Annotated in this window: 24 protein-coding genes; 16 read left to right on the top strand and 8 right to left on the bottom strand. The window is 68.5% G+C overall.

All coding sequences use genetic code 11. The annotated features are described in order from the left end of the window. The first annotated feature begins 5 nt into the window (after positions 1–5). Entirely contained in the window at positions 6–2,009 is a 2,004-nt protein-coding gene (gene accC, locus IWH25_RS02295; RefSeq protein ID WP_203387751.1) for an acetyl-CoA carboxylase biotin carboxylase subunit, read from the top strand. Positions 2,010–2,093: 84 nt separating this feature from the next. Here the strand turns inward: accC and IWH25_RS02300 are convergent, their stop codons facing one another. The 3 genes from IWH25_RS02300 to lgt all read right to left on the bottom strand — a co-directional run bounded on the left by IWH25_RS02300 (position 2,094) and on the right by lgt (position 5,184). Beyond that, complete coding sequence (locus tag IWH25_RS02300) at positions 2,094–3,677, bottom strand: hypothetical protein (protein WP_203387752.1); 1,584 nt, start codon at positions 3,675–3,677, stop codon at positions 2,094–2,096. Between the two features lie 146 nt (positions 3,678–3,823). Beyond that, positions 3,824–4,297 carry a VOC family protein gene (locus tag IWH25_RS02305; protein ID WP_203387753.1) on the bottom strand — a complete coding sequence of 158 codons (474 nt, stop codon included), beginning with the start codon at positions 4,295–4,297 and terminating at the stop codon, positions 3,824–3,826. 101 nt (positions 4,298–4,398) lie between these two features. Continuing rightward, positions 4,399–5,184, bottom strand: a complete 786-nt coding sequence (gene lgt, locus IWH25_RS02310; RefSeq protein WP_203387754.1) for a prolipoprotein diacylglyceryl transferase — start codon at positions 5,182–5,184, stop codon at positions 4,399–4,401. Positions 5,185–5,297: 113 nt separating this feature from the next. Between lgt and ilvD the strand changes: the two genes are divergently transcribed. From ilvD to IWH25_RS02350, 8 genes are all read left to right on the top strand, one after another. After that, entirely contained in the window at positions 5,298–7,154 is a 1,857-nt protein-coding gene (gene ilvD / locus IWH25_RS02315) for a dihydroxy-acid dehydratase (protein ID WP_203387755.1), read from the top strand. A gap of 153 nt (positions 7,155–7,307) precedes the next feature. After that, positions 7,308–9,344, top strand: a complete 2,037-nt coding sequence (locus tag IWH25_RS02320; RefSeq protein WP_203387756.1) for a thioredoxin domain-containing protein — start codon at positions 7,308–7,310, stop codon at positions 9,342–9,344. A gap of 50 nt (positions 9,345–9,394) precedes the next feature. Then, entirely contained in the window at positions 9,395–9,697 is a 303-nt protein-coding gene (locus tag IWH25_RS02325; protein WP_203387757.1) for a c-type cytochrome, read from the top strand. 145 nt (positions 9,698–9,842) lie between these two features. Next, positions 9,843–11,105 (top strand): branched-chain amino acid ABC transporter substrate-binding protein, encoded by a 1,263-nt coding sequence (locus IWH25_RS02330; protein ID WP_203387758.1) that lies wholly within the window; start codon positions 9,843–9,845, stop codon positions 11,103–11,105. Between the two features lie 86 nt (positions 11,106–11,191). Continuing rightward, positions 11,192–12,115, top strand: coding sequence for a branched-chain amino acid ABC transporter permease (locus IWH25_RS02335; RefSeq protein WP_203387759.1), 924 nt, complete (start codon positions 11,192–11,194; stop codon positions 12,113–12,115). Continuing rightward, a complete protein-coding gene (locus IWH25_RS02340) occupies positions 12,112–13,182 on the top strand; it encodes an ABC transporter permease subunit (protein ID WP_203387760.1) in 1,071 nt (356 codons plus the stop codon). The genes IWH25_RS02335 and IWH25_RS02340 overlap by 4 nt, the downstream gene beginning before the upstream one ends. Further along, positions 13,179–13,946 carry an ABC transporter ATP-binding protein gene (locus IWH25_RS02345; protein WP_203387761.1) on the top strand — a complete coding sequence of 256 codons (768 nt, stop codon included), beginning with the start codon at positions 13,179–13,181 and terminating at the stop codon, positions 13,944–13,946. The genes IWH25_RS02340 and IWH25_RS02345 overlap by 4 nt, the downstream gene beginning before the upstream one ends. Continuing rightward, positions 13,943–14,689 carry an ABC transporter ATP-binding protein gene (locus IWH25_RS02350; protein ID WP_203387762.1) on the top strand — a complete coding sequence of 249 codons (747 nt, stop codon included), beginning with the start codon at positions 13,943–13,945 and terminating at the stop codon, positions 14,687–14,689. Before IWH25_RS02345 ends, IWH25_RS02350 begins: the two co-directional genes overlap by 4 nt. A 48-nt stretch (positions 14,690–14,737) precedes the next feature. Here IWH25_RS02350 and IWH25_RS02355 read toward each other — a convergent pair whose 3' ends face one another. Next, positions 14,738–15,907, bottom strand: coding sequence for an EAL and HDOD domain-containing protein (locus IWH25_RS02355; protein WP_203387763.1), 1,170 nt, complete (start codon positions 15,905–15,907; stop codon positions 14,738–14,740). A gap of 43 nt (positions 15,908–15,950) precedes the next feature. Continuing rightward, positions 15,951–16,988 carry a CDP-6-deoxy-delta-3,4-glucoseen reductase gene (locus tag IWH25_RS02360; RefSeq protein ID WP_203387764.1) on the bottom strand — a complete coding sequence of 346 codons (1,038 nt, stop codon included), beginning with the start codon at positions 16,986–16,988 and terminating at the stop codon, positions 15,951–15,953. Positions 16,989–17,053: 65 nt separating this feature from the next. On the opposite strand from IWH25_RS02360, the gene IWH25_RS02365 reads away from it, so the two are divergent. From IWH25_RS02365 to IWH25_RS02375, 3 genes are read left to right on the top strand one after another with little or no spacing between them, the layout of a single operon-like run. Then, positions 17,054–17,953, top strand: a complete 900-nt coding sequence (locus IWH25_RS02365) for an SDR family oxidoreductase (protein ID WP_203387765.1) — start codon at positions 17,054–17,056, stop codon at positions 17,951–17,953. Beyond that, entirely contained in the window at positions 17,941–18,357 is a 417-nt protein-coding gene (locus tag IWH25_RS02370) for a CopD family protein (RefSeq protein ID WP_203387766.1), read from the top strand. Before IWH25_RS02365 ends, IWH25_RS02370 begins: the two co-directional genes overlap by 13 nt. 1 nt (position 18,358) lies before the next feature. Then, positions 18,359–19,507 carry a THUMP domain-containing class I SAM-dependent RNA methyltransferase gene (locus IWH25_RS02375; RefSeq protein ID WP_203387767.1) on the top strand — a complete coding sequence of 383 codons (1,149 nt, stop codon included), beginning with the start codon at positions 18,359–18,361 and terminating at the stop codon, positions 19,505–19,507. Positions 19,508–19,720: 213 nt separating this feature from the next. Here the strand turns inward: IWH25_RS02375 and IWH25_RS02380 are convergent, their stop codons facing one another. Beyond that, a complete protein-coding gene (locus IWH25_RS02380) occupies positions 19,721–20,857 on the bottom strand; it encodes a PilT/PilU family type 4a pilus ATPase (RefSeq protein ID WP_203387768.1) in 1,137 nt (378 codons plus the stop codon). A gap of 30 nt (positions 20,858–20,887) precedes the next feature. Further along, a complete protein-coding gene (locus IWH25_RS02385; protein WP_203387769.1) occupies positions 20,888–21,931 on the bottom strand; it encodes a type IV pilus twitching motility protein PilT in 1,044 nt (347 codons plus the stop codon). Between the two features lie 70 nt (positions 21,932–22,001). Between IWH25_RS02385 and IWH25_RS02390 the strand changes: the two genes are divergently transcribed. Genes IWH25_RS02390 through IWH25_RS02405 form a run of 4 tightly spaced genes read left to right on the top strand, consistent with a single transcriptional unit; the run spans position 22,002 to position 24,355 of the window. Continuing rightward, positions 22,002–22,685: a YggS family pyridoxal phosphate-dependent enzyme gene (locus IWH25_RS02390; protein ID WP_203387770.1), complete on the top strand. Its 684-nt coding sequence runs from the start codon at positions 22,002–22,004 to the stop codon at positions 22,683–22,685. A gap of 2 nt (positions 22,686–22,687) precedes the next feature. Further along, positions 22,688–23,500, top strand: a complete 813-nt coding sequence (proC, locus tag IWH25_RS02395; RefSeq protein ID WP_203387771.1) for a pyrroline-5-carboxylate reductase — start codon at positions 22,688–22,690, stop codon at positions 23,498–23,500. A gap of 19 nt (positions 23,501–23,519) precedes the next feature. Beyond that, entirely contained in the window at positions 23,520–24,056 is a 537-nt protein-coding gene (locus tag IWH25_RS02400) for a YggT family protein (protein WP_203387772.1), read from the top strand. 5 nt (positions 24,057–24,061) lie between these two features. After that, complete coding sequence (locus tag IWH25_RS02405) at positions 24,062–24,355, top strand: DUF167 domain-containing protein (RefSeq protein WP_203389124.1); 294 nt, start codon at positions 24,062–24,064, stop codon at positions 24,353–24,355. Between the two features lie 57 nt (positions 24,356–24,412). On the opposite strand, the gene IWH25_RS02410 is transcribed toward IWH25_RS02405, so the two are convergent. Further along, positions 24,413–25,309: an ethylbenzene dehydrogenase-related protein gene (locus IWH25_RS02410; RefSeq protein ID WP_203387773.1), complete on the bottom strand. Its 897-nt coding sequence runs from the start codon at positions 25,307–25,309 to the stop codon at positions 24,413–24,415. Between the last annotated feature and the right edge of the window lie 102 nt (positions 25,310–25,411).

Below are 25,411 nucleotides of genomic sequence, written 5' to 3' on the forward strand. Positions count from 1 at the left end.
GGAACATGTTCAAGAAGATCCTGATTGCCAACCGCGGCGAGATCGCCTGCCGCGTCATCAAGACCGCCCGCAAGATGGGCATCAAGACCGTCGCCGTCTACTCGGAAGCGGACAAGGACGCGCTGCACGTCGACCTCGCCGACGAAGCCGTCTGCATCGGCCCGGCGGCGTCGAAGGAGTCGTACCTGGTGATGGACAAGCTCATCGCCGCGTGCAAGCAGACCGGCGCCGAGGCAGTGCATCCGGGCTACGGCTTCCTGTCCGAGAACGCCACCTTCTCGCGCCGTCTGGAAGAGGAAGGAATCAAGTTCATCGGCCCGAAGCATTATTCGGTGGCCAAGATGGGCGACAAGATCGAGTCGAAGAAGCTGGCGATCGAAGCCAAGGTCAATACGATCCCCGGCTACAACGACGCCATCGCCGGCCCCGACGAGGCGGTGAAGATCGCGCAGAAGATCGGCTACCCGGTGATGATCAAGGCCTCCGCCGGCGGCGGCGGCAAGGGCCTGCGCGTCGCCTACAACGACGCCGAGGCGCACGAGGGCTTCTCGTCCTGCGTGAACGAAGCGCGCAACTCGTTCGGCGACGATCGCGTCTTCATCGAGAAGTACGTGCTCGAGCCGCGCCACATCGAAATCCAGGTGCTCGGCGACAGCCACGGCAACTACGTGTACCTGAACGAGCGCGACTGCTCGATCCAGCGCCGTCACCAGAAGGTCATCGAGGAGGCCCCGTCGCCCTTCGTCGACGCCGAGATGCGCAAGGCGATGGGCGAGCAGGCCGTCGCGCTGGCCCGAGCCGTGAACTACGAGTCGGCCGGCACGGTCGAGTTCGTCGTCTCCGGCGCGACCAAGGAGTTCTACTTCCTCGAGATGAACACCCGCCTGCAGGTCGAGCATCCGGTCACCGAGCTGATCACCGGCCTCGACCTCGTCGAACAGATGATCCGCGTCGCCTACGGCGAGAAGCTGCCGATCGCGCAGGCCGACGTCGGCATCAAGGGCTGGGCGATGGAGTGCCGGATCAACGCCGAAGACCCGTTCCGCGGCTTCCTGCCCTCCACCGGCCGTCTCGTGAAGTTCCAGCCGCCGGCCGAAATCCCCGGTCAGGTGCGCGTCGATACCGGCGTCTACGACGGCGGCGAGATCTCGATGTTCTACGACTCGATGATCGCCAAGCTGATCGTGCACGGCGCCACCCGCGACCAGGCGATCGCCCGCATGCGCGACGCGCTGAACGCCTTCGTCATCCGCGGCATCTCGTCGAACATTCCGTTCCAGGCGGCGCTGATGCAGCACCCGCGCTTCCAGTCCGGCATCTTCGACACCGGCTTCATCGCCAAGGAATACCCGAAGGGATTCGACGCCTCGATGGTGCCGCACGACGACCCGGCGCTGCTGGTCTCGGTCGCCGCCTTCGTCTACCGTTCCTACACCGACCGCGCCGCCTCGGTCTCGGGCCAGCTCGAAGGCCATGAGCGCATCGTCGGCGACAAGTGGGTCGTCGTCCGCCTGACCGGCGACGGCAAGGAGCCGCACGAAGTCGTCGCGCGCCCGGTCGCCGGCGGCTACCACATCGAGTACAAGGGCGAACAATACGAGATCCTGTCCGACTGGAAGCTGGGCGAGTCGCTGTTCCGCGGCACCTGCAACGGCGAGGAATTCACGCTGCAGGTCGAGCGCCACAAGACGAAGTACTCGCTGTTCCACTGGGGCACCCGTGCCGACTTCATGGTCATGAGCGCGCGCGCCGCCGAACTGCTGGCGCTGATGCCGGACAAGCCGGCGCCCGACCTCTCGAAGTTCCTGCTGTCGCCGATGCCGGGCCTGCTGCGCGAGGTGGCGGTGAAGGTCGGTCAGGACGTGAAGGCCGGCGAGAAGCTCGCCGTCATCGAGGCGATGAAGATGGAGAACATCCTCAAGGCCGAGCAGGACTGCAAGGTCAAGAAGATCTCGGCACAGCCGGGCGAAAGCCTGTCGGTCGACCAGATCATCGTCGAGTTCGAGTAAGCCCGGTCGCGCACGATCGCAAGCAACGGCCCGCAGCGTTCGACGCTGCGGGCCGTTGTGTTTATGGCGCCGGCGGCAGTGCGACTACTCGCAACGCAGCCGCTCGAAATTGGCGCCGCGCTCGAACGGCTGCCCGACACGCAGGCCGTCGGGAAGATCGGCGACGTCGATGCGGGACAGCCGGCCGGCCACGCCGCTGGCCAGGAACAGGCTGGCCGGCGTGCCGGCATGCGTGCTCGCCGGCAGGAAGACGGCCGGGTGCTGCACCTGGCGGTTGGTGCCGCGCTCCTGCGCACTCGCCAGCATCGGCACGGCTTGTCCGGGCAGCAGCCGCAGCGCGGCGAACAGGCTGCCGTCCTCCTGCGCCAGCACGTAGCGGACGACGGCCAGCGCGACGCGCGGGCCGTCCTGGATCGCCACCAGCGCGCGGCTGCCGAGGCGGATGTCGCTGCTGCCGGCGCTGCGGTGCAGGCTCATCTCGCCGGCGGTTTCCGCCAGCACCTGCCAGGAGTCGGTCGCCACCGCCGTCGCGGCTGTCGCTTCCGGCCTAACGACGCGGCCGAAGATCGCGATCTGCTCGGCCGCGCGCCGGTTGCTCTGCGCGGTCGGCGCCGCCGCCTCGACCAGACCGCTGCCGCCAAGTAGCCGGTAGATGCCGTCGAGGGCGGCGACCAGGCCGACGCTGCGGGCATTCTCGCGGACGGCCGGCGCCGCCGGCGGCGGGTTCTGCAGGGCGCCGTGCAGGAACTGCAGCAGCGCGATGCAGGCGTCGGCCGGCAGGCCGCTGCCGAGCTTCAGCTCCTCCGGGGTCTGCCCTTCGCGCAGCGCCTTCACCCGCCCCTTGAGCTTGGCCAGCACCGCGTCGATGGCGATCCAGCGCGGCATCGCCGGTGCCGTCTCGCCGAGGTGCAGCGGGGCGTCGGCGGCGAGGTCGACGACCACGCAGCGCGCGTTGCGCACCTCGTCCGGTGTCGTATGGATGCTGGCCTGCTCGCGCCAGCGCGCCAGCCAGCGCGCCGCCGCCGCAAACTGGCTGCGCGACAGCTCGCCCGGCCGGCACAGGTGCAGCAGCACGGCCATCGCGTACTGGCCAGCGACGGTCGATTCGCGCGTCTCGGCGAACAGGCGGTCGGCGACCGGCTCGCCGGCGACGCCGAGCTGCTCGGCCGAGGCCAGCACCGCGTGCAGCTTGCGCCACCACTGCCCGGGAATCGCCGCGGTGCCGCTGTAGCGGGCGAGCTGTTCCTGGCGCAGCGTGACGACGACGCGGTGGCAGATCTTGGCGGCGTGCTCGGCGACTTCGGCATCGCCGTCGAGGCAGGCGCGCAGGCAATGCAGGTAGCCGACGGTCAGTTCGCGCCACAGCCGGCACGAGGCGTCGAAGGCCTTCTGCTCGACCGGCGACAGCGGCAGCGGCCGGTATTCGTAGCGCTTGACGCTTTCCGCCTCGACCGCGGCGACGCTCTTGCGCAGCGTATCGACGATCTTGAAGCGCTCGCGCGCCGGCAGTTTCCAGCCGTTGAGGCTCTCCAGCTGGGCGGCGAGCTCGCCCTGCATCTGCGGCGCGTTGGCCAGCGGCTGCGCCGCCAGCCAGGCATCGCAGCCGGCCTTGTCGACGAACGCCGGCGGCGTTCCGGTGCGTGCGGGGGGCAACGAAAACCAGGTCATCCGTCTCCTCCTCTCAAAGAACACGAAGGGCCGCCCCGACGCCCGGCGAGCCTCGGGACGGCGGAAGCGGCAATGCCGCTTCCCGGGAACGCCGGATGGCGCCCCGCGCGCGGTCCGCTGCGGCGGACGCTATGCGAACGGGGAGATTACCGCAAGCGGGAGAAAGCCTCCACCACCTCCGCCGGCGCCTGCACCAGCTCGATCAGCACGCCTTCGCCGCCGATCGGGAAGTCGTCGCTGGCCTTCGGGTGCAGGAAGGTGATGTCGTAGCCGGCGGCGCCCTTGCGGATGCCGCCCGGCGCGAAGCGCACACCCTGCGCGGTCAGCCACTCGACCGCGAGCGGCAGGTTGTCCACCCACAGACCGACATGGTTCAGCGGAGTTGCATGCACCGCCGGCTTCTTCTCGGGGTCGAGCGGCTGCATCAGGTCGACCTCGACCTTGAACGGCCCGGTGCCCATCGCGCAGATGTCCTCGTCGACGTTCTCGCGCTCGCTGACGAAGTTGCCGGTGATCTCCAGCCCGAACATGTCGACCCACAGGGTCTTCAGGCGGTCCTTCGACGGGCCGCCGATGGCGATCTGCTGGATGCCGAGGATGCGGAACGGGCGCTGGCTCATGGGAAGCTCCTTTACTAGCCTTGTAAAATCAAGAATTCATAATTACGGAGATTCTACACGAGCCGGGCCGGCGCGGAACGCCCCGCATCGCCGGCCGCTGTTTAGCGCCGGCGGCCGGCGGCGACGAGCAGCGCGACGCCGGCCAGCACCATCGGCAGCGACAGCCACTGTCCCATGCTGACCGTGTACGAGAGGCCGAAGATGCCCTCATCCGGCGTGCGGAAGAATTCGGCGAGGAAGCGGAAGACGCCGTAGCCGATCAGGAAGGCGCCGGAGACGGCGCCGACGGGGCGCGGCTTCGCCGCGTACAGCCAGAGCAGCGCGAACAGCGCCAGCCCCTCGCCGGCCGCCTGGTAGAGCTGCGACGGGTGGCGCGGCAAGGCGTCGACCTGCGGGAAGACCATCGCCCACGGCAGCGCCGGGTCGGCGACGCGCCCCCACAGCTCGCCGTTGATGAAGTTGCCCAGCCGCCCGGCGGCGAGCCCCAAGGGCACCAGCGGCGCGATGAAGTCGGTCACCTCCAGCCAGCGCCGCCCGTACTTGCGGGCGATGAAGACCATTGCCACGAGCACGCCGAGGAAGCCGCCGTGGAAGGACATGCCGCCCTTCCAGACGGCGAGGATTTCGAGCGGATGCGCGAGGTAGTAGCCGGGCTCGTAGAACAGCACCTGGCCCAGCCGCCCGCCGAGCACGACGCCGAGCACGCCGTAGAAGAGCAGGTCGTCGAGCGCCTTGACGCTGAAGCCGGGCGCCAGCCCGCGCTCGATGCGCAGCTTGCCGAGCCACCAGAACTGGACGAAGGCGACCAGGTACATCAGCCCGTACCAGCGCACGGCGAGCGGGCCGAACGAGATCGCGACCGGGTCGAACTGGGGGTGGATCAGCATCGGCGGGAAGGATTCGGCTAGAATTGAAAGTTCCCGATTATAGTCGGGCCGCCGCCGGCAGTCCTTCCCGACCCCTCTTTCGCGGCCCCCCCGCTTTTGCACGGAGTTCCGTCATGCCCCAATACCGTTCCCGCACCTCGACCCACGGCCGCAACATGGCCGGCGCGCGCGCCCTGTGGCGCGCCACCGGCATGAAGGAAGGCGACTTCGGCAAGCCGATCATCGCCGTCGTGAACTCCTTCACGCAGTTCGTGCCGGGCCACGTGCACCTGAAGGACCTCGGCCAGCTGGTCGCGCGCGAAATCGAGGCGGCCGGCGGCATCGCCAAGGAATTCGACACCATCGCCATCGACGACGGCATCGCCATGGGCCACGCCGGCATGCTCTATTCGCTGCCGTCGCGCGACCTGATCGCCGACTCGGTCGAGTACATGGTCAACGCGCACTGCGCCGACGCGATGGTCTGCATCTCGAACTGCGACAAGATCACCCCGGGCATGCTGATGGCCGCGATGCGGCTGAACATCCCGGCGATCTTCGTCTCCGGCGGCCCGATGGAGGCCGGCAAGGTGAAGTGGGAAGGCAAGACGATCGCCGTCGACCTGATCGACGCGATGATCAAGGCCGGCGACAGCAGCTGCTCGGACGAGGAAGTCGCCGAGTTCGAGCGCTCCGCGTGCCCGACCTGCGGCTCCTGCTCCGGCATGTTCACGGCGAACTCGATGAACTGCCTGACCGAGGCGCTCGGCCTGTCGCTGCCGGGCAACGGCACCGTCGTGGCGACGCACGCCGACCGCAAGGAGCTGTTCCTGAAGGCCGGCCGCACGATCGTCGACCTGTGCCGCCGCTACTACGAGCAGGAAGACCTGTCGGTGCTGCCGCGCGCGATCGCCAGCAAGGCCGCGTTCGAGAACGCGATGGCGCTCGACGTGGCGATGGGCGGTTCGACCAACACCGTGCTGCACATCCTCGCCGCCGCGCGCGAGGCCGGCGTCGACTTCACGATGCAGGACATCGACCGCATCTCCCGGAAGGTGCCGTGCCTGGCCAAGGTGGCGCCGGCGACGCAGGACTACCACATCGAGGACGTGCACCGCGCCGGCGGCATCATGGGCATCCTCGGCGAGCTCGACCGCGCCGGACTGATCCACCGCAACACGCCGACCGTGCACATGAAGACGCTGGGCGAGGCGATCGACCGCTGGGACGTGATCCGCGAGCACGACATCAAGATTCACGACTTCTTCAAGGCGGCCCCGGGCGGCATCCCGACGCAGGTCGCCTTCTCGCAGAACCGCCGCTACAACGAACTCGACCTCGACCGCACGCACGGCTGCATCCGCAACAAGGAGCACGCCTACACGCAGGAGGGCGGCCTCGCCGTGCTCTACGGCAACATCGCGGAGGACGGCTGCATCGTCAAGACCGCCGGCGTCGACGAGTCGATCTGGAAATTCACCGGCAAGGCGCGCGTCTATGAGAGCCAGGATGACGCGGTCGAGGGCATCCTCGGCGGCGAAGTCGTCGCCGGCGACGTCGTCATCGTCCGCTACGAGGGCCCGAAGGGCGGCCCCGGCATGCAGGAGATGCTCTACCCGACCTCGTACCTGAAGTCGCGCGGGCTCGGCAAGGACTGCGCGCTGCTCACCGACGGCCGCTTCTCGGGCGGCACCTCCGGCCTGTCGATCGGCCATGCCTCGCCTGAAGCGGCGGACGGCGGCGCCATCGGCCTGGTCGAGAACGGCGACACGATCGAGATCGACATCCCCGGCCGCCGCATCCACCTCGCGATCTCTGACGCGGAGCTGGCACAGCGCCGCGCGGCGATGGACGCCAAGGGCGAGCAGGCGTGGCAGCCGGCGACCCGCCAGCGCACCGTCTCGGCGGCGCTGCAGGCCTACGCGCTGATGACCACCTCGGCCGACAAGGGCGCGGTGCGCGACGTCACGCAGATCCAGCGCAGGAAGTAAGCGACCGCCGCCGCCCAGCCGGCCTTCCTCGTCGCGGCGACCCCGATCGCCGCGACGCGGGGGCGACGCCTGGCGCCGGCGGCGCGCCAGCCCCGCACTGAACGTTCGCACCCGTCGCGCCTCCAACCGGACAGCCCCCCTGCGGAGCCGTCCATGCCCAACCGCCTCGCCGGCGAAACCTCGCCCTACCTGCTGCAGCACGCCGACAACCCCGTCGACTGGTATCCCTGGGGCGAGGAAGCGCTCGCTCGCGCCCGCCGGGAGCAGCGCCCGATCCTGCTCTCGATCGGCTACTCGGCCTGCCACTGGTGCCACGTGATGGCGCACGAGTCCTTCGCGGACGCGGCAACGGCAGCGGTGATGAACCGCCATTTCGTGAACATCAAGGTCGACCGCGAGGAGCGCCCCGACCTCGACCACGTCTACCAGCTCGCGCATCAGCTGCTGCAACGGCGCGCCGGCGGCTGGCCGCTGACGATGTTCCTGACGCCCGACGGCACCCCCTTCTTCGGCGGCACCTACTTCCCGAAGCGTTCGCGCCTCGGTCTGCCCGGCTTCGCCGACCTGCTCGCGCAGATCGCCGCCGTCTTCGCCGAGCGCGGGGACGACATCGCCGCGCAGAATGCGGCCTTGCGCGAAGCGCTGCGGACGCTGCAGCCGGCGACCGCGGGCGGCGAAGCGCCCCTCGACGCGACGCCGATCGCGACCGCGCTCGGCCAGCTCGCACGCAGCTACGACCCGCGCTGGGGCGGCTTCGGCGGCGCCCCGAAATTCCCGCACGTCGCCGACCTCGCGCTGCTGCTGCGCCAGGACGACCCGGGGCAGCGCGCGCTGGCGCTCGACACGCTGCGGCACATGGCCGCCGGCGGCCTGTACGACCACCTCGGCGGCGGCTTCGCCCGCTACAGCGTCGACGAACGCTGGGAAATCCCGCATTTCGAGAAGATGCTGTACGACAACGGACCGCTGCTCGCGCTCTACGCCGACGCCTGGGCGCTCACCGGCGAGCCGCTGTTCCGGCAGGTGGCCGAGGACACCGCAGCCTGGGCAATGCGCGAGATGCAGCTCGCCGACGGCGGCTACTGCGCGTCGCTCGACGCCGATGCCGAGGGCGAGGAAGGCCGCTTCTACGTGTGGACACCGGACGCCGTCCGCGCGCTGCTGACGCCCGCCGAATACGCAGTCGCCGCCGCACACTACGGCCTCGACGGACCGCCGAATTTCGAGAACCGCGCCTGGCACCTGTGCGTCCGCCAGCCGCTCGCCGAGGTCGGCCGACGGCTGCGCCTGTCGCCGGCCGACTGCGCGACGCTGCTCGCCGCGGCGCGCGGCAAGCTGTTCGCCGCGCGCGAAACGCGGGTCCGGCCGCACCGCGACGACAAGGTGCTCGCCGCCTGGAACGGCTTGATGATCGGCGGCATGGCGCACGCGGCACGCGTCTGCGGCCGGCAGGATTGGCTGGATTCCGCGCAGCGGGCATTCGCTTTCATCAAGGACGCACTGTGGCGCGACGGCCGGCTGCTCGCCAGCTGGCGCGACGGGCGGGCGCAGCACAATGCCTACCTCGACGACCACGCCTTCCTGCTTTCCGCGGCGCTGGAACTGCTGCAATCCGCGTGGCGCACCGATGCGCTGGCCTTCGCCGGGGAACTCGCAACGGCGCTGCAAGCGCGTTTCGAGGATTCCGCCGGCGCTTTCTTCTTCACCAGCCACGACCACGAGACGCTGCTGCTGCGCCCGAAACACGGGCACGACGAGGCGATGCCGAGCGGCAACGGCGTCGCCGCGCAGGCCCTGCTACGGCTAGCGGCGCTGACCGGCGACGCCGCCTGCGCAAGGGCCGCGGAACGCACGCTGGCCGCCTTCTGGCCGGAACTGCGGGCGCAGCCCGGCGGTTTCGCGACGCTGCTGCTGGCGCTCGACGACTGGCTGACGCCGCCGTCGCTGCTGGTCCTGCGCGGACCGGCCGGCGAGCTCGCCGCGTGGCAGCGCCGGCTGGCCGCCTGCTTCCTGCCGAAAACGCTGCTGCTCGCGCCGCCCGTAGACAGCGGCCCACTGCCGCCGCCGCTCGACAAACCGCAGCCGGCACATGTCAACGCGTGGCTGTGCGAAAGCGTTAGTTGTCAGGCACCGATCGACAGCCTGGAAAATTTGATCCATGTTGTTTCCAAGCCGAAAAATGTGGAATAAGATCGGCATTCCCGACACTTTTACTTAAACCGCAATACGGAGCGAGAGAGATGAAAGCTATCACCGTTTCCCTGCTGGCCGCCGCCGGTATCCTGTCCGCCGGTGCCGTCCAGGCTGACGAAGCGCTGGCCAAGGCGAAGAACTGCATGACCTGCCACCAGATCGACAAGAAGGTCGTCGGCCCGTCGTACAAGGACGTCGCCAAGAAGTACACCGCCGCCGACGAAGCCAAGCTGGTGGACAAGATCATCAAGGGTGGCAAGGGTTCGTGGGGCGAAGTGCCGATGCCGCCGAACAAGGTCACCCCGGAAGAGGCCTCCAAGCTGGTGAAGTGGATCCTGAGCCAGAAGTGATCTTCCCGCTCCCGAAAAGCCGGCGACCCGCCGGCTTTTTCGTTTCCGGCGCCCGTTATTGACAAGCACCGCCGCCCTCCGCAGAATCGCCCCGCTGGCACCCTTACCGCCGCCCTGACGCAACAACAACATCGGAGACTCGTTCATGCAATTCGCCCGCATCCCCGGCATCACCCTCGCCCTCGCTGCCGCCATCGCCATGATCGGCTGCGGCAAGAAGGAAGAACCGCAGCCCCAGACTGCCGCCCCGGCCGCCGCGCCAGCCCCCGCCGCCAAGCCCGAAGTCGTCGTCAAGCTCGGCCACGTGGCGCCGATGACCGGCCCGCAGGCCCACCTCGGCAAGGACAACGAAAACGGCGCCAAGCTGGCGGTCGAGGAACTGAATGCGCAGACCCTCGAGATCGGCGGCGCCAAGGTCAAGTTCGAGCTGCTCTCCGAAGACGACGGCGCCGATCCGAAGCAGGGCACGATCGTCGCCCAGAAGCTGGTCGACGCGAAGGTCAACGGCGTCATCGGCCACCTCAACTCGGGCACCACGATCCCGGCCTCGAAGCTGTACTCCGACGCCGGCATCCCGCAGATCTCGCCGTCGGCGACCAACCCGAAGTACACGCAGCAGGGCTTCAAGACCGCCTTCCGCGTGATGGCGAACGACGTCCAGCAGGGCAAGATCCTCGGCGAATTCGCCGCCAAGCAGGGCGCCAAGACCGTCGCCATCGTCGATGACCGCACCGCCTACGGCCAGGGCCTCGCCGACGAGTTCAAGAAGTCGGCCGAAGCCGCCGGCCTGAAGGTCGTCGCCACCGAGTACACCAACGACAAGGCGACCGACTTCAAGGCGATCCTGACCAAGATCAAGTCGACCAAGGCCGACCTCGTCTTCTACGGCGGCATGGACGCGCAGGGCGGCCCGATGGCCAAGCAGATGAAGGAACTCGGGCTGAAGGCCAAGTTCCTCGGCGGCGACGGCGTGTGCACGCCGGAGTTCACCAAGCTCGGCGGCCCGGCCACCGACGGCCACTACTGCTCGCTGCCCGGCATGCCGCTGGAGAAGCTGGCCAAGGGGCCGGAGTTCAAGGACAAGTTCACCAAGAAGTTCAACGCCGAGATCCAGCTCTACGCCCCCAATGCCTATGACGCCGTGATGGTCATGGCCGACGCGATGAAGCGCGCCAACTCGGTCGAACCGGCCAAGTACCTGCCGGAAGTCGGCAAGGCCGCCTACGACGGAGTCACCGCCAAGATCGAGTTCGACGACAAGGGCGACCTGAAGGGCGGCGCGATCTCGATCTACCAGTACAAGGAAGGCAAGCTGAACTACGTGGAAACCCTGGGCATGGCCCCGGCTGCCGCCCCCGCGGCTGCTCCGGCGGAAGCCCCGGCGGCGGCCCCGGCCGAAAAGAAGTAAAGGCCAAGTAAGGGTATAATCCGCCCCGCTAAAGAAAACGGCGCCTGCCGGCGCCGTTTTCTTATTTGACTCCGGACTCACAAGGCATGGACATCTTTCTTCAACAAATCATCAACGGCCTGGTGCAGGGCTCCATCTACGCGATGGTCGCACTCGGCTACACGATGGTGTACGGCATCATGGGCCTGATCAACTTCGCCCATGGCGAAGTGGTCATGATCGGCACGCTGGTCGCGATCACCGTCGTCACCTTCACGCTCAAACTCGGCTTCCCCGTCTGGCTCGCCGGCGCGACCGGCATCGCCGCCGCTGCCGCGGTCTGCATGGCCCTCGGCTGGAGCCTGGAACGCATCGCCTACCGGCCCTTGCGCAACGCGCCGCGACTGACGCCGCTGATCACCGCGATCGGCATGTCGATCGTACTGCAGAACGTCGCGATGATGGTCTGGGGGCGCAACTACATGACCTTCCCGTCGCTGGTCGAGAAGACGCAGTTCGAATTCGGCGGCGCCGCCTTCACCAGCGTCCAGGTGATGATCGTGCTGGTCGCCTCGATCTCGATGGGCGGACTGCTCTTCCTCGTCTATCGCACCCGGCTGGGCATGGCCATGCGCGCGACGGCGCAGAACCCGGCGGTGGCCGGGCTGATGGGAGTGAACGCCAACCGCGTCATCGCCTCCGCCTTCGTCATCGGCTCCGCGCTCGGCGCCATCGCCGGCGTCATGGTCGGCACCTATTACGAGATCGCCCACTACCAGATGGGCTTCATGCTCGGCCTGAAGGCCTTCACCGCGGCGGTGCTCGGCGGCATCGGCAACCTCGCCGGGGCGATGGCCGGCGGCGTCCTGCTCGGCCTGATCGAGGCCCTCGGCGCCGGCTACATCGGCGACCTGACCGGCGGCTTCCTCGGCAGCCACTACCAGGACATCTTCGCCTTCGTCGTGCTGATCGGCGTGCTGATGTTCAGGCCGTCCGGCCTGTTCGGCGAAAAGACGGGAGACCGCGCATGAAAACCTGGTTCGACAGCCTATCCCCGCGCGCCCTCTTCGGCCTCGCCCTGGTCGCCGTCGCCCTGCTCGCGCTGCCCTTCGTCGCGGCGCTGGGCGGCCAGGCCTGGGTGCGCATCGTCAATTTCGCGATCCTCTACGCCTTCCTCGCGCTCGGGCTGAACATCGTCGTCGGCTTCGCCGGCCTGCTCGACCTCGGCTACATCGCCTTCTACGCGGTCGGCGCCTATATCTGGGCGCTGCTGGCCAGTCCCCACTTCGGCCTGCACCTGCCGTTCTGGGCGATCCTGCCGCTGGGGGCGCTGCTCGCCGGCGTCGCCGGCGCGCTGCTCGGCGCCCCGACGCTGAAGCTCAGGGGCGACTACCTGGCGATCGTGACGCTCGGCTTCGGCGAGATCGTGCGCATCTTCATCAATAACCTGAACGCGCCGGTGAACATCACCAACGGCGCCCAGGGCATCACGCTGATCGACCCGGTGGCGGTCGCCGACTTCAAGTTCAACACCACCTCGACGATCCTCGGCATCACCTTCACCGGCCCGCAGAAGTACTACTACCTGCTGGTGCTGCTGGCGCTCGGCGTGATCCTCGTCAATTACCGGCTGCAGCACTCACGCATCGGCCGTGCCTGGCAGGCGATCCGCGAGGACGAGATCGCAGCCAAGGCGGTCGGCATCAACACGCGCAACGTCAAGCTGCTCGCCTTCGCGATGGGCGCCTCGTTCGGCGGCATCGCCGGCGGCATCTTCGCCGCGATGCAGGGCTTCGTGTCGCCGGAAAGCTTCTCGCTGATCGAGTCGGTGATGATCCTGGCGATGGTCGTCCTCGGCGGCATGGGCCACATCCCCGGCGTCATCCTCGGCGCGGTGCTGCTGACGGTGCTCCCCGAGGCGTTGCGCTACGCCGTCGTGCCGGTGCAGAAGGCCCTCTTCGGCGAGGTACTGGCCGACCCCGAGAGCCTGCGCATGCTGGTCTTCGGCCTGGCGCTGGTGCTGGTGATGCGCTTCAAGCCGGCCGGCCTGTGGCCGTCGGCGGAACGCCGGCGCGAACTTGCGGAGAAAGTGAAATGAGCGAAGTGCTACTCGAAGCGAAAGCCGTCGCCAAGCATTTCGGCGGCGTCAAGGCGCTGCGCGACGTCTCGCTGACCATCCGTCGCGGCGAGGTCTATGGCCTGATCGGGCCCAACGGCGCCGGCAAGACCACCTTCTTCAACTGCCTGACCGGCCTCTACGTGCCGGAAGGCGGCGGCTTCACCTTCGCCGGCGCGCCGCTGAAGGCCGACGCGCCGCATCAGGCGGCCGAGCGCGGCATCGCCCGCACCTTCCAGAACATCCGCCTGTTCGGCAACATGACGGCGCTGGAGAACGTCATGGTCGGCCGCCACGTGCGCACCAAGGCCGGCGTGCTCGGCGCCGTCTTCCGCGACGCCGGGACCCGCGCCGAGGAGGCGGCGATCCGCCGCCGCGCCGAGGAGCTGCTGCATTACGTCGGCGTCGCCGACCGCGCCGGCGACCTGGCGAAGAACCTCTCGTACGGCGACCAGCGCCGGCTGGAAATCGCCCGCGCGCTGGCGACCGAACCGAAGCTGCTGTGCCTCGACGAACCGGCGGCCGGCATGAACGGCACCGAGACCGAGGAGCTGCGCGTGCTGATCGAAGGCATCCGCGCCGACGGCGTGACCATCCTGCTGATCGAGCACGACGTCAAGCTGGTGATGGGCCTCTGCGACCGCGTCGCCGTGCTCGACTACGGCGCGCTGGTGATCGAGGACGTCCCCGCAGTCGTCCAGCACGACCCGCGCGTGATCGAAGCCTACATCGGAGTCGCCGCATGAGCGCCAACAACCACAACAACGGCAACGGCGTACCGCCGCTGCTGATCGCCGAGGGCCTGCGCGTTGCCTACGGCGGCATCCAGGCGGTGCGCGGCATCACCTTCCACGTCAAGGAAGGCGAAACGGTGGCGCTGATCGGCGCCAACGGCGCCGGCAAGACGAGCACGCTGCGCGCGCTGTCGCGCATGCTCGACGTCGCCGGCGGCAGCATCCGCTACCAGGGCAAGGAGATCACCGACCTGCCGCCGCACCGGCTGGTGCGCGAGGGGATCGCGCTGGTGCCCGAGGGCCGCGGCGTCTTCCCGCGCCTGACCATCGCCGAGAACCTGGCGATGGGGGCCTACACGCGCGGCGACAAGGCCGACATCGCCAAGGACATGGAGCACATCTACGGCCTCTTCCCGCGCCTCAAGGAGCGCGAGAAGCAGCTCGCCGGCACGCTTTCCGGCGGCGAGCAGCAGATGCTGGCGATCGGCCGCGCGCTGATGAGCCGGCCGAAGCTGCTGCTGCTCGACGAACCCTCGATGGGACTGGCGCCGATCATGGTGCAGAAGATCTTCGAGGTGATCCGCACGGTGGCGGCACAGGGAATGACCATCCTGCTGATCGAGCAGAACGCCAAGCTGGCGCTGGAAACGGCGCAGCGCGGCTACGTCATGGAAAGCGGCGAGATCACGCTGACCGACGAGGCGGCGGCGCTGCTCGACAATCCGCAGGTGCGCGCCTGCTACCTCGGCGAGTAGACGCCCGGCGCCGGCGCGGTACGCTCTGCGCCGGCCGCCGATGCGCGTTCAATACTCCATCGTATCGGCGAAGTTGATCGCCGCCAGCTGCGCGCGATTCACCTGCTCGGGCCGCAGCCCGAGCAGTTCCGCCTGCGCCGCCAGCGCCGCGCCGTCGCCGCCCTCGCAGGCCAGCGCCAGCTCGAGGAAGGGCGCGTAGAGCCCGCCGTTGCCGAGCAGCGCGTCGGTGATCGGCTCCGGCAGGTGCATCGCTTCCAGCGCATTCTCCATGCTGACGCCAAGCAGCAGGTCGAGCATCGAGAAGGCGCCGGTGATGAACAGGTTGTCGTATTCCTGACGGTCCACCAGCCCCTGCCCCAGCTGTTCCATCATCCGCCCGCGCGTCAGCGCGGTGTGCATCAGCGTCGGCGCCATCGGGTCCTTGCTCGCCGTCACCAGCAGCAGCGACAGCCACTTGTTCAGCTTCTCGTAGCCGAGGATGGTGACCGCGTGCTTGAACGACTGCACCTCGCAGGACAGGCCGAAGCCGACCGAGTTGATGTAGCGCAGCAGCTTGTACGACAGCGCGACGTCCTGCTTCAGCGCCGCCTCGATCTCGCCGACATCAGCGTTCTTGCGCACCAGGTTGAGCACGCGCACGATGTGCGCCTGGCTGGCGTTGAGCTGCTTCGCCGGCGACTCGCTCGGCTGCTTGACGAACCAGCCGGCGGCGGCGCTCATGCCGGCCTCGATGCAGTCCTTGAATCCCTGCTGGCTGTCCACGTTGAAGACGACCGGGATGCCGAAGGCCTGCGTCTTCGCCGCCAGCACCTTCAGCTGCGCCGGCGAGAACTTGGCGAGATCGAAGCCGATGAAGCGGAAGCCGGTGCCGCTGTTCAGCGCCTGCGCCGCACTGGCGTCGAAGTCGTAGCACAACGACAGCCTGGCCTCCTTCAGCGCGGCGACGAAATCGGCCGCCTGCTCGGCGCAGAACGGCGCCCCCGGCAGCTCGAAGGTGACGTTGGCCGGCGCCACCCAGTCGAGCAACCCCATGTCGCCGGGAATGCTGTCGAAGTTCACGAAAATGCTGCGGTCGCTCTGCGGCCAGCAGTCGACGAGGCCGTTGAGCGCGTCGATCACCGCCGCCGAGTCGTCGTCCTGGCTGTGCAGGCGGAGGCGGGTGGCGATGATCTTCCCCTGCCGGTTGATCAGCGGCTGGCGGGTGATGTAGAGACTCATCGAAGTTCCTTTGTTCTGGCCGCGGCGACGTCGGCGCGCCGCATCAGGCGCCGACCGTTTCCTGCTGCTTGTCGTTGGCGAAATCGAAGGAATCGGCAAAGAATTCTTCTGGCGGAAGCTTACACTGCGCGCAGAAATCGCGCTTGGCGGCGGCGATCATCGCCGGCGCACCGCAGGCGTAAACCTGATGGCCGGAGAGGTCGGGATAGTCGGCCATCACCGCCGCGTGCACCAGGCCGCTGCGGCCCTGCCAGGCATCATCGGCGGGAGGCTCGGAGAGCACCGGCACGAAGCGGATGCCATGTTCGGCCGCCCAGCGCTCGGCAAGCTCACGCCGGTAGAGGTCGACGCCGGCGCGCGCGCCCCAATAGACGACGATCGAGCGCTGGCAGCCCTCGGCAATGGCATGCTCGACCACCGACTTGATCGGCGCGAAGCCGGTACCGCCGGCGACCATGATCATCGGCTTGGCCGACTCCTCGCGCAGGAAGAAGCTGCCGTGCGGGCCGTTCAGGCGCAGGATGTCCTTCTCCTTCATCGCGGCGAACACGTGCTCGGTGAACTGGCCGCCGGCAATGCGGCGGACGTGCAGCTCGAGCAGCTCGTCGTCGTGCGGCGCGTTGGCCAGCGAGAAGCTGCGCCGCTTGCCGTCCTTCAGCAGGATGTCGACGTACTGGCCGGCGAGGAACTGCAGGCGCTCGTTCGCCGGCAGCTTCAGCTTGACGATCATCACGTCCGGCGCCGCCTTCGTCAGCTGCTGCACGCGCGCCGGCAGCGTCTTCACCGGGATGTCGCCGGCCTTCCGCACCTCGCGCGACTCGATGACCAGGTCGGATTGCGGCTTCGCACAGCAGAACAGCGTCTGGCCGGCAGCGCGCTCGGCGTCGGAAAGCGCGTGCGGCTGCGCCCTGCCGTGGTCGACGTCGCCCGCCAGCACCTTGCCCTTGCAGGCGCCGCAGGCGCCATCGCGGCAGCCGTAGGGCAGCGTCAGGCCGTGGCGCAACGCCGCTTCGAGGATGGTTTCGTCGCCCTCGGCGACGAAGGCGTGGCCGGAAGGCTGGATGCTGACCGAAAAGCTCATGGTTCCCCTTTGTCGTTTCGGCGCCGGCGGCCCCGGCAGCGGAAGCGGGTTGGTACAATGCCGCGGTGCAAAAACTACTGATTGTCGGCTGTGGTGATGTCGCCTGGCGGGCGCTGCCCAGGCTCGTCCGGCGCTACCGCGTCTTCGCGCTGCTGCGCGATGCGGGCGAGCATGCCCGCTGGCGTGCCGCCGGCGCCGTGCCGCTCGCCGGCAATCTCGACGCCCCGGCCAGCCTCGGCCGCCTCGCTGGCCTCGCCGACGCCGTCTTGCATCTCGCACCGCCGCCCGACCGCGGCGACCGCGACCCGCGCACGCGCCACCTGCTGGCGGCGCTGGGACGGGGAAAAAGTCTACCACAGCGCCTGATCTACATTAGTACCAGCGGCGTCTATGGCGACTGCGGCGGCGCCTTCGTCGACGAGACGCGGCGACCGCATCCGGAAACCGCGCGTGCCGCCCGCCGCCTCGACGCCGAGCGCGCGCTGCGCGCCTTCGGGCGGGAGACCGGCACCACCGTCGGCATCCTGCGCGCCCCCGGCATCTACGCCGCCGACCGCCTGCCGCTGGAACGCCTGGCCAAAGGCACGCCGGCGCTGGCCGACGCCGACGACGTGTTCACCAACCACATCCACGCCGACGACCTCGCCGCCGCCTGCTGCGCCGCGCTGGTGCGCGCGCGGCCGAACCGCAGCTACAACGTCTGCGACGATTCGCACTGGAAGATGGGCGAGTACTTCGACCGCGTCGCCGACGCCTTCGCGCTGCCCCGGCCGCCGCGTCTCACCCGCGCCGACGCCGAACGGCAGCTGTCGCCGCTGCAGCTGTCGTTCATGCGCGAGTCGCGGCGGCTGTCCAACCGCCGCCTGCACGCCGAACTCCACGTCGCGCTCGCCTACCCCACCGTTGCCGACGGCATCCTCGCCGCCCGCAAGGAACACGAAAGGAAATCCGCATGCTCGTCGTGAAGGCCCTGCACATCTCGCTGGTCGTCGCCTGGTTCGCCGGCCTCTTCTACCTGCCGCGCATCTTCGTGAACCTGGCGATGGTGCCGGCCGACAGCGCCGCCGAGCGCGCGCGCCTGCTGCTGATGGCCGGCAAGCTCTACCGCTTCATGACCCCGCTCGGCATCCTCGCCGTCGGCCTCGGCTTCTGGCTGTGGTTCGGCTTCGGCTTCACCGGCGGCTGGCTGCACGCGAAGACGACGCTGGTGCTCGTGCTGATCGCCTACCACCTTTACTGCGGCCAGCTGCTGCGTGCCTTCGTCGCCGGCACCTGCACGAAGAGCCACGTCTGGTTCCGCTGGTTCAACGAGCTGCCGGTGCTGGTGCTGTTCGCGGTCGTCTTCCTCGTCGTCCTCAAGCCCTTCTGAGATGAACAACTATTTCGCTTCCTGCCCGCGCGGCCTCGAACCGCTGCTCGCCGACGACATCGCCGCCCTCGGCGGCCAGCACGTGAAGGCGGTCGGCGGCGGCGTCATGTTCGCCGGCGACTGGCCCGTGTGCTACGCCGTCAACCTGCACTCGCGGTTGGCGACGCGCGTGTTGTGGCGCGTCGCCGCGCGCGGCTACGCGACGGCGGACGACATCTACAAGCTCGCGCTCGACACCGACTGGACCGCCTTCTTCCTGCCGACGCAGACGCTGCGCGTCGACGTCACCGCAATCAAGTCGCCGCTGAAGAGCCTCGACTTCGTCACGCTGCGCGTCAAGGACGGCATCTGCGACCGCTTCCGCCGCGACTGCGGCGACGTCCGCCCGAGCATCGACACGCGCCAGCCCGACGTGCGCGTGCAGGCCTTCCTCACCGAGGACAACTGCACGCTGTACGTCGACACCTCGGGCGACCCGCTGTGGCAACGCGGCCTGCGGCAGAAGACGGTGGAGGCGCCGCTGAAGGAGAACCTCGCCGCCGGCATCCTGCGGCTCGCCGGCTGGCAGCCCGGCACGCCGCTGTTCGACCCGATGTGCGGCAGCGGCACCTTCCTGCTCGAAGCCGCGCAGATCGCCCACGGCATCGCCCCGGGCAGCCGCCGCAGCTTCGCCTTCGAGCGGCTCAAGGGCTTCGACGCCGAAACCTGGCGGCGGATGCGCGAAGCGGCGCTCGCCGCCGAGAAGCCGGTCGCCTGGGCGCAGCTGTTCGGCGCCGACGTTTCCGCCCAGGCCGTGCGCGCGGCGACCGCCAACCTCGACCGCGCCGGCCTGCTGGAGGCCGTCGAATTGATCCAGTCCGACATCCTCGAAGTCGCGGCGCCGGCCGACGGGGGCATCCTCGTCTGCAACCCGCCGTACGGCGTGCGCCTGGAAGAACAGGAATCGCTCGCCGCGTTCTACCCGCAGCTCGCGACCGCGCTGAAGAAGAATTTCGCCGGCTGGACCTGCCATTTCTTCACCGCCGACCTGCGCATGCCGAAGCTGATGCGGCTGACGCCGAGCAGGAAGACGCCGCTCTACAACGGCGCGCTGGAATGCCGGCTGTTCGAGATCAGGATGGTGGCAGGGAGTAATCGGCCGGCGAAGTAACCAGCGCTGGTGGATTTTTCTGGATTCCGGCGTTCGCCGGAATGACGTGGGTGCGCAAGACCGGTGCGATCCCACTATCCGCAAGGCGAAGCCAGAACGAGGCGGCAAGCGCTAAGGCGACGAGATGACCGCAGGAAATCCCTGTGGGACAGTAGCTGCGCTACGGCGAGGAGCCGCAGCGCGCAGCCAACGAAGTGCTGGCGAGCAACCCACTTAAACGATGTCGAGGTGGCCGATGCCGGTGGTGAGGTCGCGGTCCTTCGATTCCTTGCCGTGCAGCTTGATCTGCAGCCGCAGGTCGTTCACCGAGTCGGCGTTCCTCAGCGCATCCTCGTAGGTGATCTTGCCCGACTCGTAGAGGTCGAACAGCGCCTGGTCGAAGGTCTGCATGCCCAGTTCGCGCGACTTCTTCATGATCTCCTTGATCTCGTGGATCTCGCCCTTGAAGATCAGATCGGAGATCAGCGGCGAATTGAGCATCACCTCGACCGCGGCGACGCGGCCCTTGCCGTCCTTCTTCGGCAGCAGGCGCTGCGAGACCATTGCGCGCAGGTTCAGCGACAGGTCCATCAGCAGCTGCTGGCGGCGGTCTTCCGGGAAGAAGTTGATGATGCGGTCGATCGCCTGGTTGGCGCTGTTGGCATGCAGCGTCGCCAGGCACAGGTGGCCGGTCTCGGCGAAGGCGACCGCGTAGTCCATCGTCTCGCGGTCGCGGATCTCGCCCATCAGGATCACGTCCGGCGCCTGGCGCAGCGTGTTTTTCAGCGCCGCCTCCCAGGTGTCGGTATCGATGCCGACCTCGCGCTGCGTGACGATGCAGTTCTTGTGCTCGTGCACGTACTCGATCGGATCCTCGATGGTGATGATGTGGCCGTAGCTGTTGGCGTTGCGGTAGTCGACCATCGCCGCCAGCGAGGTCGTCTTGCCGGTGCCGGTGCCGCCGACGAAGATGATCAGCCCGCGCTTGGTCATGCCGATGTCCTTGATGACGGTCGGCAGGCCGAGCTCGTCAAGGTTCGGGATGGTCATGTTGATCGTGCGACAGACGACGGCGACGCGCCCCTGCTGCACCAGCGCGTTCACGCGGAAACGGCCGATCCCCGACGGCGAGATGGCGAAGTTGCACTCCTTGCTCGCCTCGAAGTCCGCGGCCTGGCGGTCGTTCATGATCGACCGCGCCAGCTCGGCGGTGTGCTGCGCCGACAGCGTCTGGTTCGACACCGGCGTGATCTTGCCGTCGATCTTGATCGCCGGCGGGAAGCCGGCGGTGATGAACAGGTCCGAGCCTTTCTTCTGCACCATCAGGCGCAGCAGGTCGTGCATGAATTTGAGTGCCTGGTCTCGTTCCATCAGTAAACCTCCTTCGCTTCCGCGCGGCGCTTAGCCCGGGATCGCATCCTTGTTCGCCGCCTTGGTGCGCGCCTCGTTGCCGGAGACGACGTTGCGCCGGACCAGGTCGATCAGGCACTGGTCCAGCGTCTGCATGCCGAACTGCTGGCCGGTCTGGATCGCCGAGTACATCTGCGCGACCTTCGCCTCGCGGATCAGGTTGCGGATCGCCGGCGTGCCGATCATGATCTCGTGCGCGGCGACGCGGCCCTGGCCGTCCTTGGTCTTCAACAGCGTCTGCGAGATCACCGCGCGCAGCGATTCGGACAGCATCGCGCGCACCATTTCCTTTTCCGCCGCCGGGAAGACGTCGATGATGCGGTCGATGGTCTTCGCCGCCGACGAGGTGTGCAGCGTGCCGAACACCAGGTGGCCGGTCTCGGCCGCGGTCAGCGCCAGCCGGATCGTCTCCAGGTCGCGCATTTCGCCGACCAGGATCACGTCCGGGTCCTCGCGCAGCGCCGAGCGCAGCGCGTTGTTGAACGACAGCGTATGCGGGCCGACCTCGCGCTGGTTGATCAGGCACTTCTTCGACTCGTGCACGAATTCGATCGGGTCCTCGACGGTGAGGATGTGGCCGTACTCGTTCTCGTTGACGTGGTTGACCATCGCCGCCAGCGTCGTCGACTTGCCGGAACCGGTCGGCCCGGTGACCAGCACGACGCCGCGCGGGAATTCGGAGATGTCCTTGAAGATCTTCGGGCAGTTGAGATCTTCCAGCGTCAGCACCTTCGACGGAATGGTCCGGAACACGGCGCCGGCGCCGCGGTGCTGGTTGAACGCGTTGACGCGGAAGCGGGCGAGGTTCGGCACCTCGAACGAAAAGTCGCACTCCAGCGTCTCCTCGTAGATCTTGCGCTGCCCGTCGTTCATGATGTCGTACACCATCGCATGCACGTCCTTGTGCTCCATCGCCGGCAGGTTGATGCGGCGCACGTCGCCATGGACGCGGATCATCGGCGGCAGGCCGGCCGAGAGGTGCAGGTCGGAAGCCTTGTTCTTGACGCCGAAGGCGAGCAGTTCGGTGATATCCATGCGGGGGAGTCCTCGGGGCGTGTGGCAGGGCGCTGCTGCTATACTTCGCTGCCCTGATCAGCGACCGATTATGACGCCAATTTCCGCCCAGCTGCAAGCCGTGCACGCCCGCATCGACGCGGCCGCGCGGGCCGCCGGCCGCGATCCGGCGGCGGTTTCGCTGCTTGCGGTGAGCAAGACCTGGCCGGCCGACAGCGTGCGCGCGGCGGCCGCCGCCGGGCAGCGCGCCTTCGGTGAGAACTATGTGCAGGAAGGCTGCGCGAAGGCGGCGGAGCTCGCCGCGCTCGGCCTCGACTGGCATTTCATCGGACCGCTGCAGAGCAACAAGACGCGCCCGGTGGCGGAAGCCTTCGCCTGGGTGCACTCGGTGGACCGGCTGAAGATCGCCGAGCGGCTGTCGGCGCAGCGCCCGCCGGCGCTGCCGCCGCTCAACGTCTGCCTGCAGGTGAACGTCAGCGACGAGGCGAGCAAGAGCGGCTGCACGCCGGCGGCAGCGCCGGCGCTGGCGCACGCGATCGCCGCGCTGCCGCGGCTGCGCCTGCGCGGGGTGATGTGCATCCCGGAGCCGACCGCCGACGTCGTCGCGCAGCGCCGCGCGTTCGCCGCGTTGCGCACGCTTTACGAACGCCTGCGACAGGAAGGACTGCCGCTCGACACGCTGTCGATGGGCATGTCGCACGACCTCGAGGCGGCGGTCGCCGAGGGCGCGACGCTGGTACGCGTCGGCACCGCCATTTTTGGAGAACGGAACTAGCCATGAAGATCACCTTCCTCGGCGGCGGCAACATGGCCAACGCCCTCATCGGCGGCCTCGTCGGCAAGGGCTTCGCCGCCGCCGACATCGCCGCGGTCGAACGCGAACCGGACAACCGGGCGAAGCTCGAAGCCGCCTACGGCATCCGCACCTACGCCGGCCCCGATGCGGAAGCCTGGAATTGCGACCTGATCGTGCTCGCGGTGAAGCCGCAGCAGATGAAGGAGGCCTGCGCACCGCTGCTGCCGCACCTCCGGCAGCAGCTGGTGGTAAGCATCGCCGCCGGCCTGCGCCTCGCCGACCTGTCGCGCTGGCTCGGTGGCCATCGCCGCCTGGTGCGCACGATGCCGAACACGCCGGCGCTGATCGGCGCCGGCGTCACCGGCCTGTACGCGCTGCCGGAAGTCGACGCCGCCGGCCGCGCCGCCGCCGAGCGCGTGCTGCAGGCGGTCGGCAGCACGCTGTGGATCGCCGACGAGGCGCTGATGGATTCGGTCACCGCCGTCTCCGGCAGCGGCCCGGCCTACGTCTTCCTGTTCATCGAGGCACTGCAGCAGGCGGCGCTCGACCTCGGCTTCGCGCCCGAGCAGGCGCGCCAGCTGGCGATTGAAACGACGCTCGGCGCCGCCAAGCTCGCCGCGCAGTCGGCGGAGCCGGCCAGCGTGCTGCGCGAGCGGGTCACCTCGAAGGGTGGCACCACCGCCGCCGCGCTGGCGAAGATGGACGAATGCGGCGTGCTCGCCGGCATCGTCGCCGGCGTGATCGCCGCCGACGCGCGCGGCCGCGAGCTCGGCGAGCTGCTCGGCAAGGACTGACGGGAAACGGGGGGGAACCATGCAGGCATTGCTCTTTCTGCTCGACGCGCTGGCCGCCTTCTTCAGCCTGCTGCTGCTGACGCGCTTCTTCATGCAGCTGAACCGCGTCGCCTTCTCCAACCAGCTCGGCAGCTTCATCATGCAGCTGACCAACTGGGCGGTGAAGCCGCTGCGCCGGATCATCCCGGGCGTCATGGGCTGGGACTTCGCCAGCCTGCTGCCGGCGTGGTGGCTGCAGTGCCTGTTGCTGCTGATCGTCGTCTCCCTGCGCGGGATCGCGCCGGACGGTGCGGAGATGGGTCAGCTGGCGTTGCTGGTGCTGTGGCGCGGCGCCGTCGCGACGCTGCGGCTGGCGATTTACCTGTTCATCGGCGCCCTCTTCGTGCAGGCCGTGCTGTCCTGGGTCAATCCCTTCTCGCCGCTGGCGGCGCCGGTCAACCAGTTCAACCGCCCGCTGCTGCAGCCGATCCAGCGCTTCCTGCCGCCGATCGCCAACATCGACCTGTCGCCGCTGGTCGCCATCCTGCTGCTGCAGGTCGTGCTGATGCTGCTGTGAGCGGGCTGCCGTCCTGGCTGCGCTTCGCTGCCGACGGCCGCGCGACGCTGACGCTGCACATCCAGCCGGGGGCGAAGACGACCGAGGTCGCCGGCGAGCACGGCGACGCGCTGAAGCTGCGCCTTGCGGCACCGCCGGTCGACGGCAAGGCGAACGCGGCGCTGCTCGCCTTCATCGCCGCGCGCCTCGGCGTCGCCAAGGCCGCGGTCACGCTGAAGAGCGGACAGACCTCGCGGCGCAAGGTGGTCGACGTCGCCGACGCGCCGGCGGATACCGCGCAGCGCCTGTCCCCCGGCTAGAAGCGACAACCCCGGCCGCAGCCGGGGTTGTCGTCGTTCGCCGTGGCGGCGGGCGCGCTACTGCTTGCTCGCCTTGACGTCGGCGGCAACCCCCAGCCCCAGCGTATAGCCGAGCGAGACGTGGTGGAAGCGGAAGATCGTCTGGTCAGCGTGAATGGCGATCCCGAACGGCACCACCGCCCCCTCGGCGAGCGGCAGGTCGCCTTCGCCGCCGACGAGCTTGCGGGTGAAGGTGACGACGTACCGGCCGTCCTTGCCCTCGCCTTCGGCCTTGACCAGCGCCTTGCCATCCTTGTTCACGCGGCTGTCGGCGACGTGGCCGTCGAGCTGGACGGCACCCTTGCCGCCCTCCCCGCTCTTCCACTGGAAGTAGTCGGCGTAGATTTCGCCGCCGAGATTGGCGCCGGACACGTACTTCTTCTTGTTCGGATCGGCACCGGGCATCGAGCGCACGTCGTTGTGGCAGCTCACCCAGCAACCGGCCTGGGCCGCCAGCGGCACTTTGGCGCCGACGAACATCACCGCCGCCTTGACCTCGTGCTTCGGCGACTTCTCTTCGCGGTCGGCGCCGGCAGCCGCATCCTTCGGCGCCTTGAAGCTGAGACGGAGGTACAGGTGCTCCTTGTCGTAGGCCGCCTGCATCGTCACCGGAAAGCTCAGCGTCTTCGGCGCGCCGACCGGCTCCACTTCCTTGCCGGCCATCCGCTTCAGGTCGAGGTTCAGCCCGCCCTTCTCCTCGTGGCAGCCGACGCAGCTCTCGCCCTTGTTGATGCCGGTGCGGCCGCTGTGGTCGGACTTCTTCATGATCCATTCCATCGGCGTCACGCCCGGGCTGAAGACGACGATGTCGCGCTTCGGCACCTTGCTCCAGTCGGGCGCCGCGACGGCGGCATGGGCAGTACAGGCAAGGGCCAGCGCAGCGCCCCCCCGGGTCAGGCTGAAACGGACATTCATCGCTCGACTCCTCCGAATACACACGTTCTCGTCATGGTTACTCATCATGACAGCATCGTGATCCGGCGTAAACGTTTGCGGTGCTTGCCGCGGCCGGCAAGC

The organism is Azospira restricta, from assembly GCF_016858125.1.
Classification (GTDB): Bacteria; Pseudomonadota; Gammaproteobacteria; order Burkholderiales; family Rhodocyclaceae; genus Proximibacter; species Proximibacter restrictus.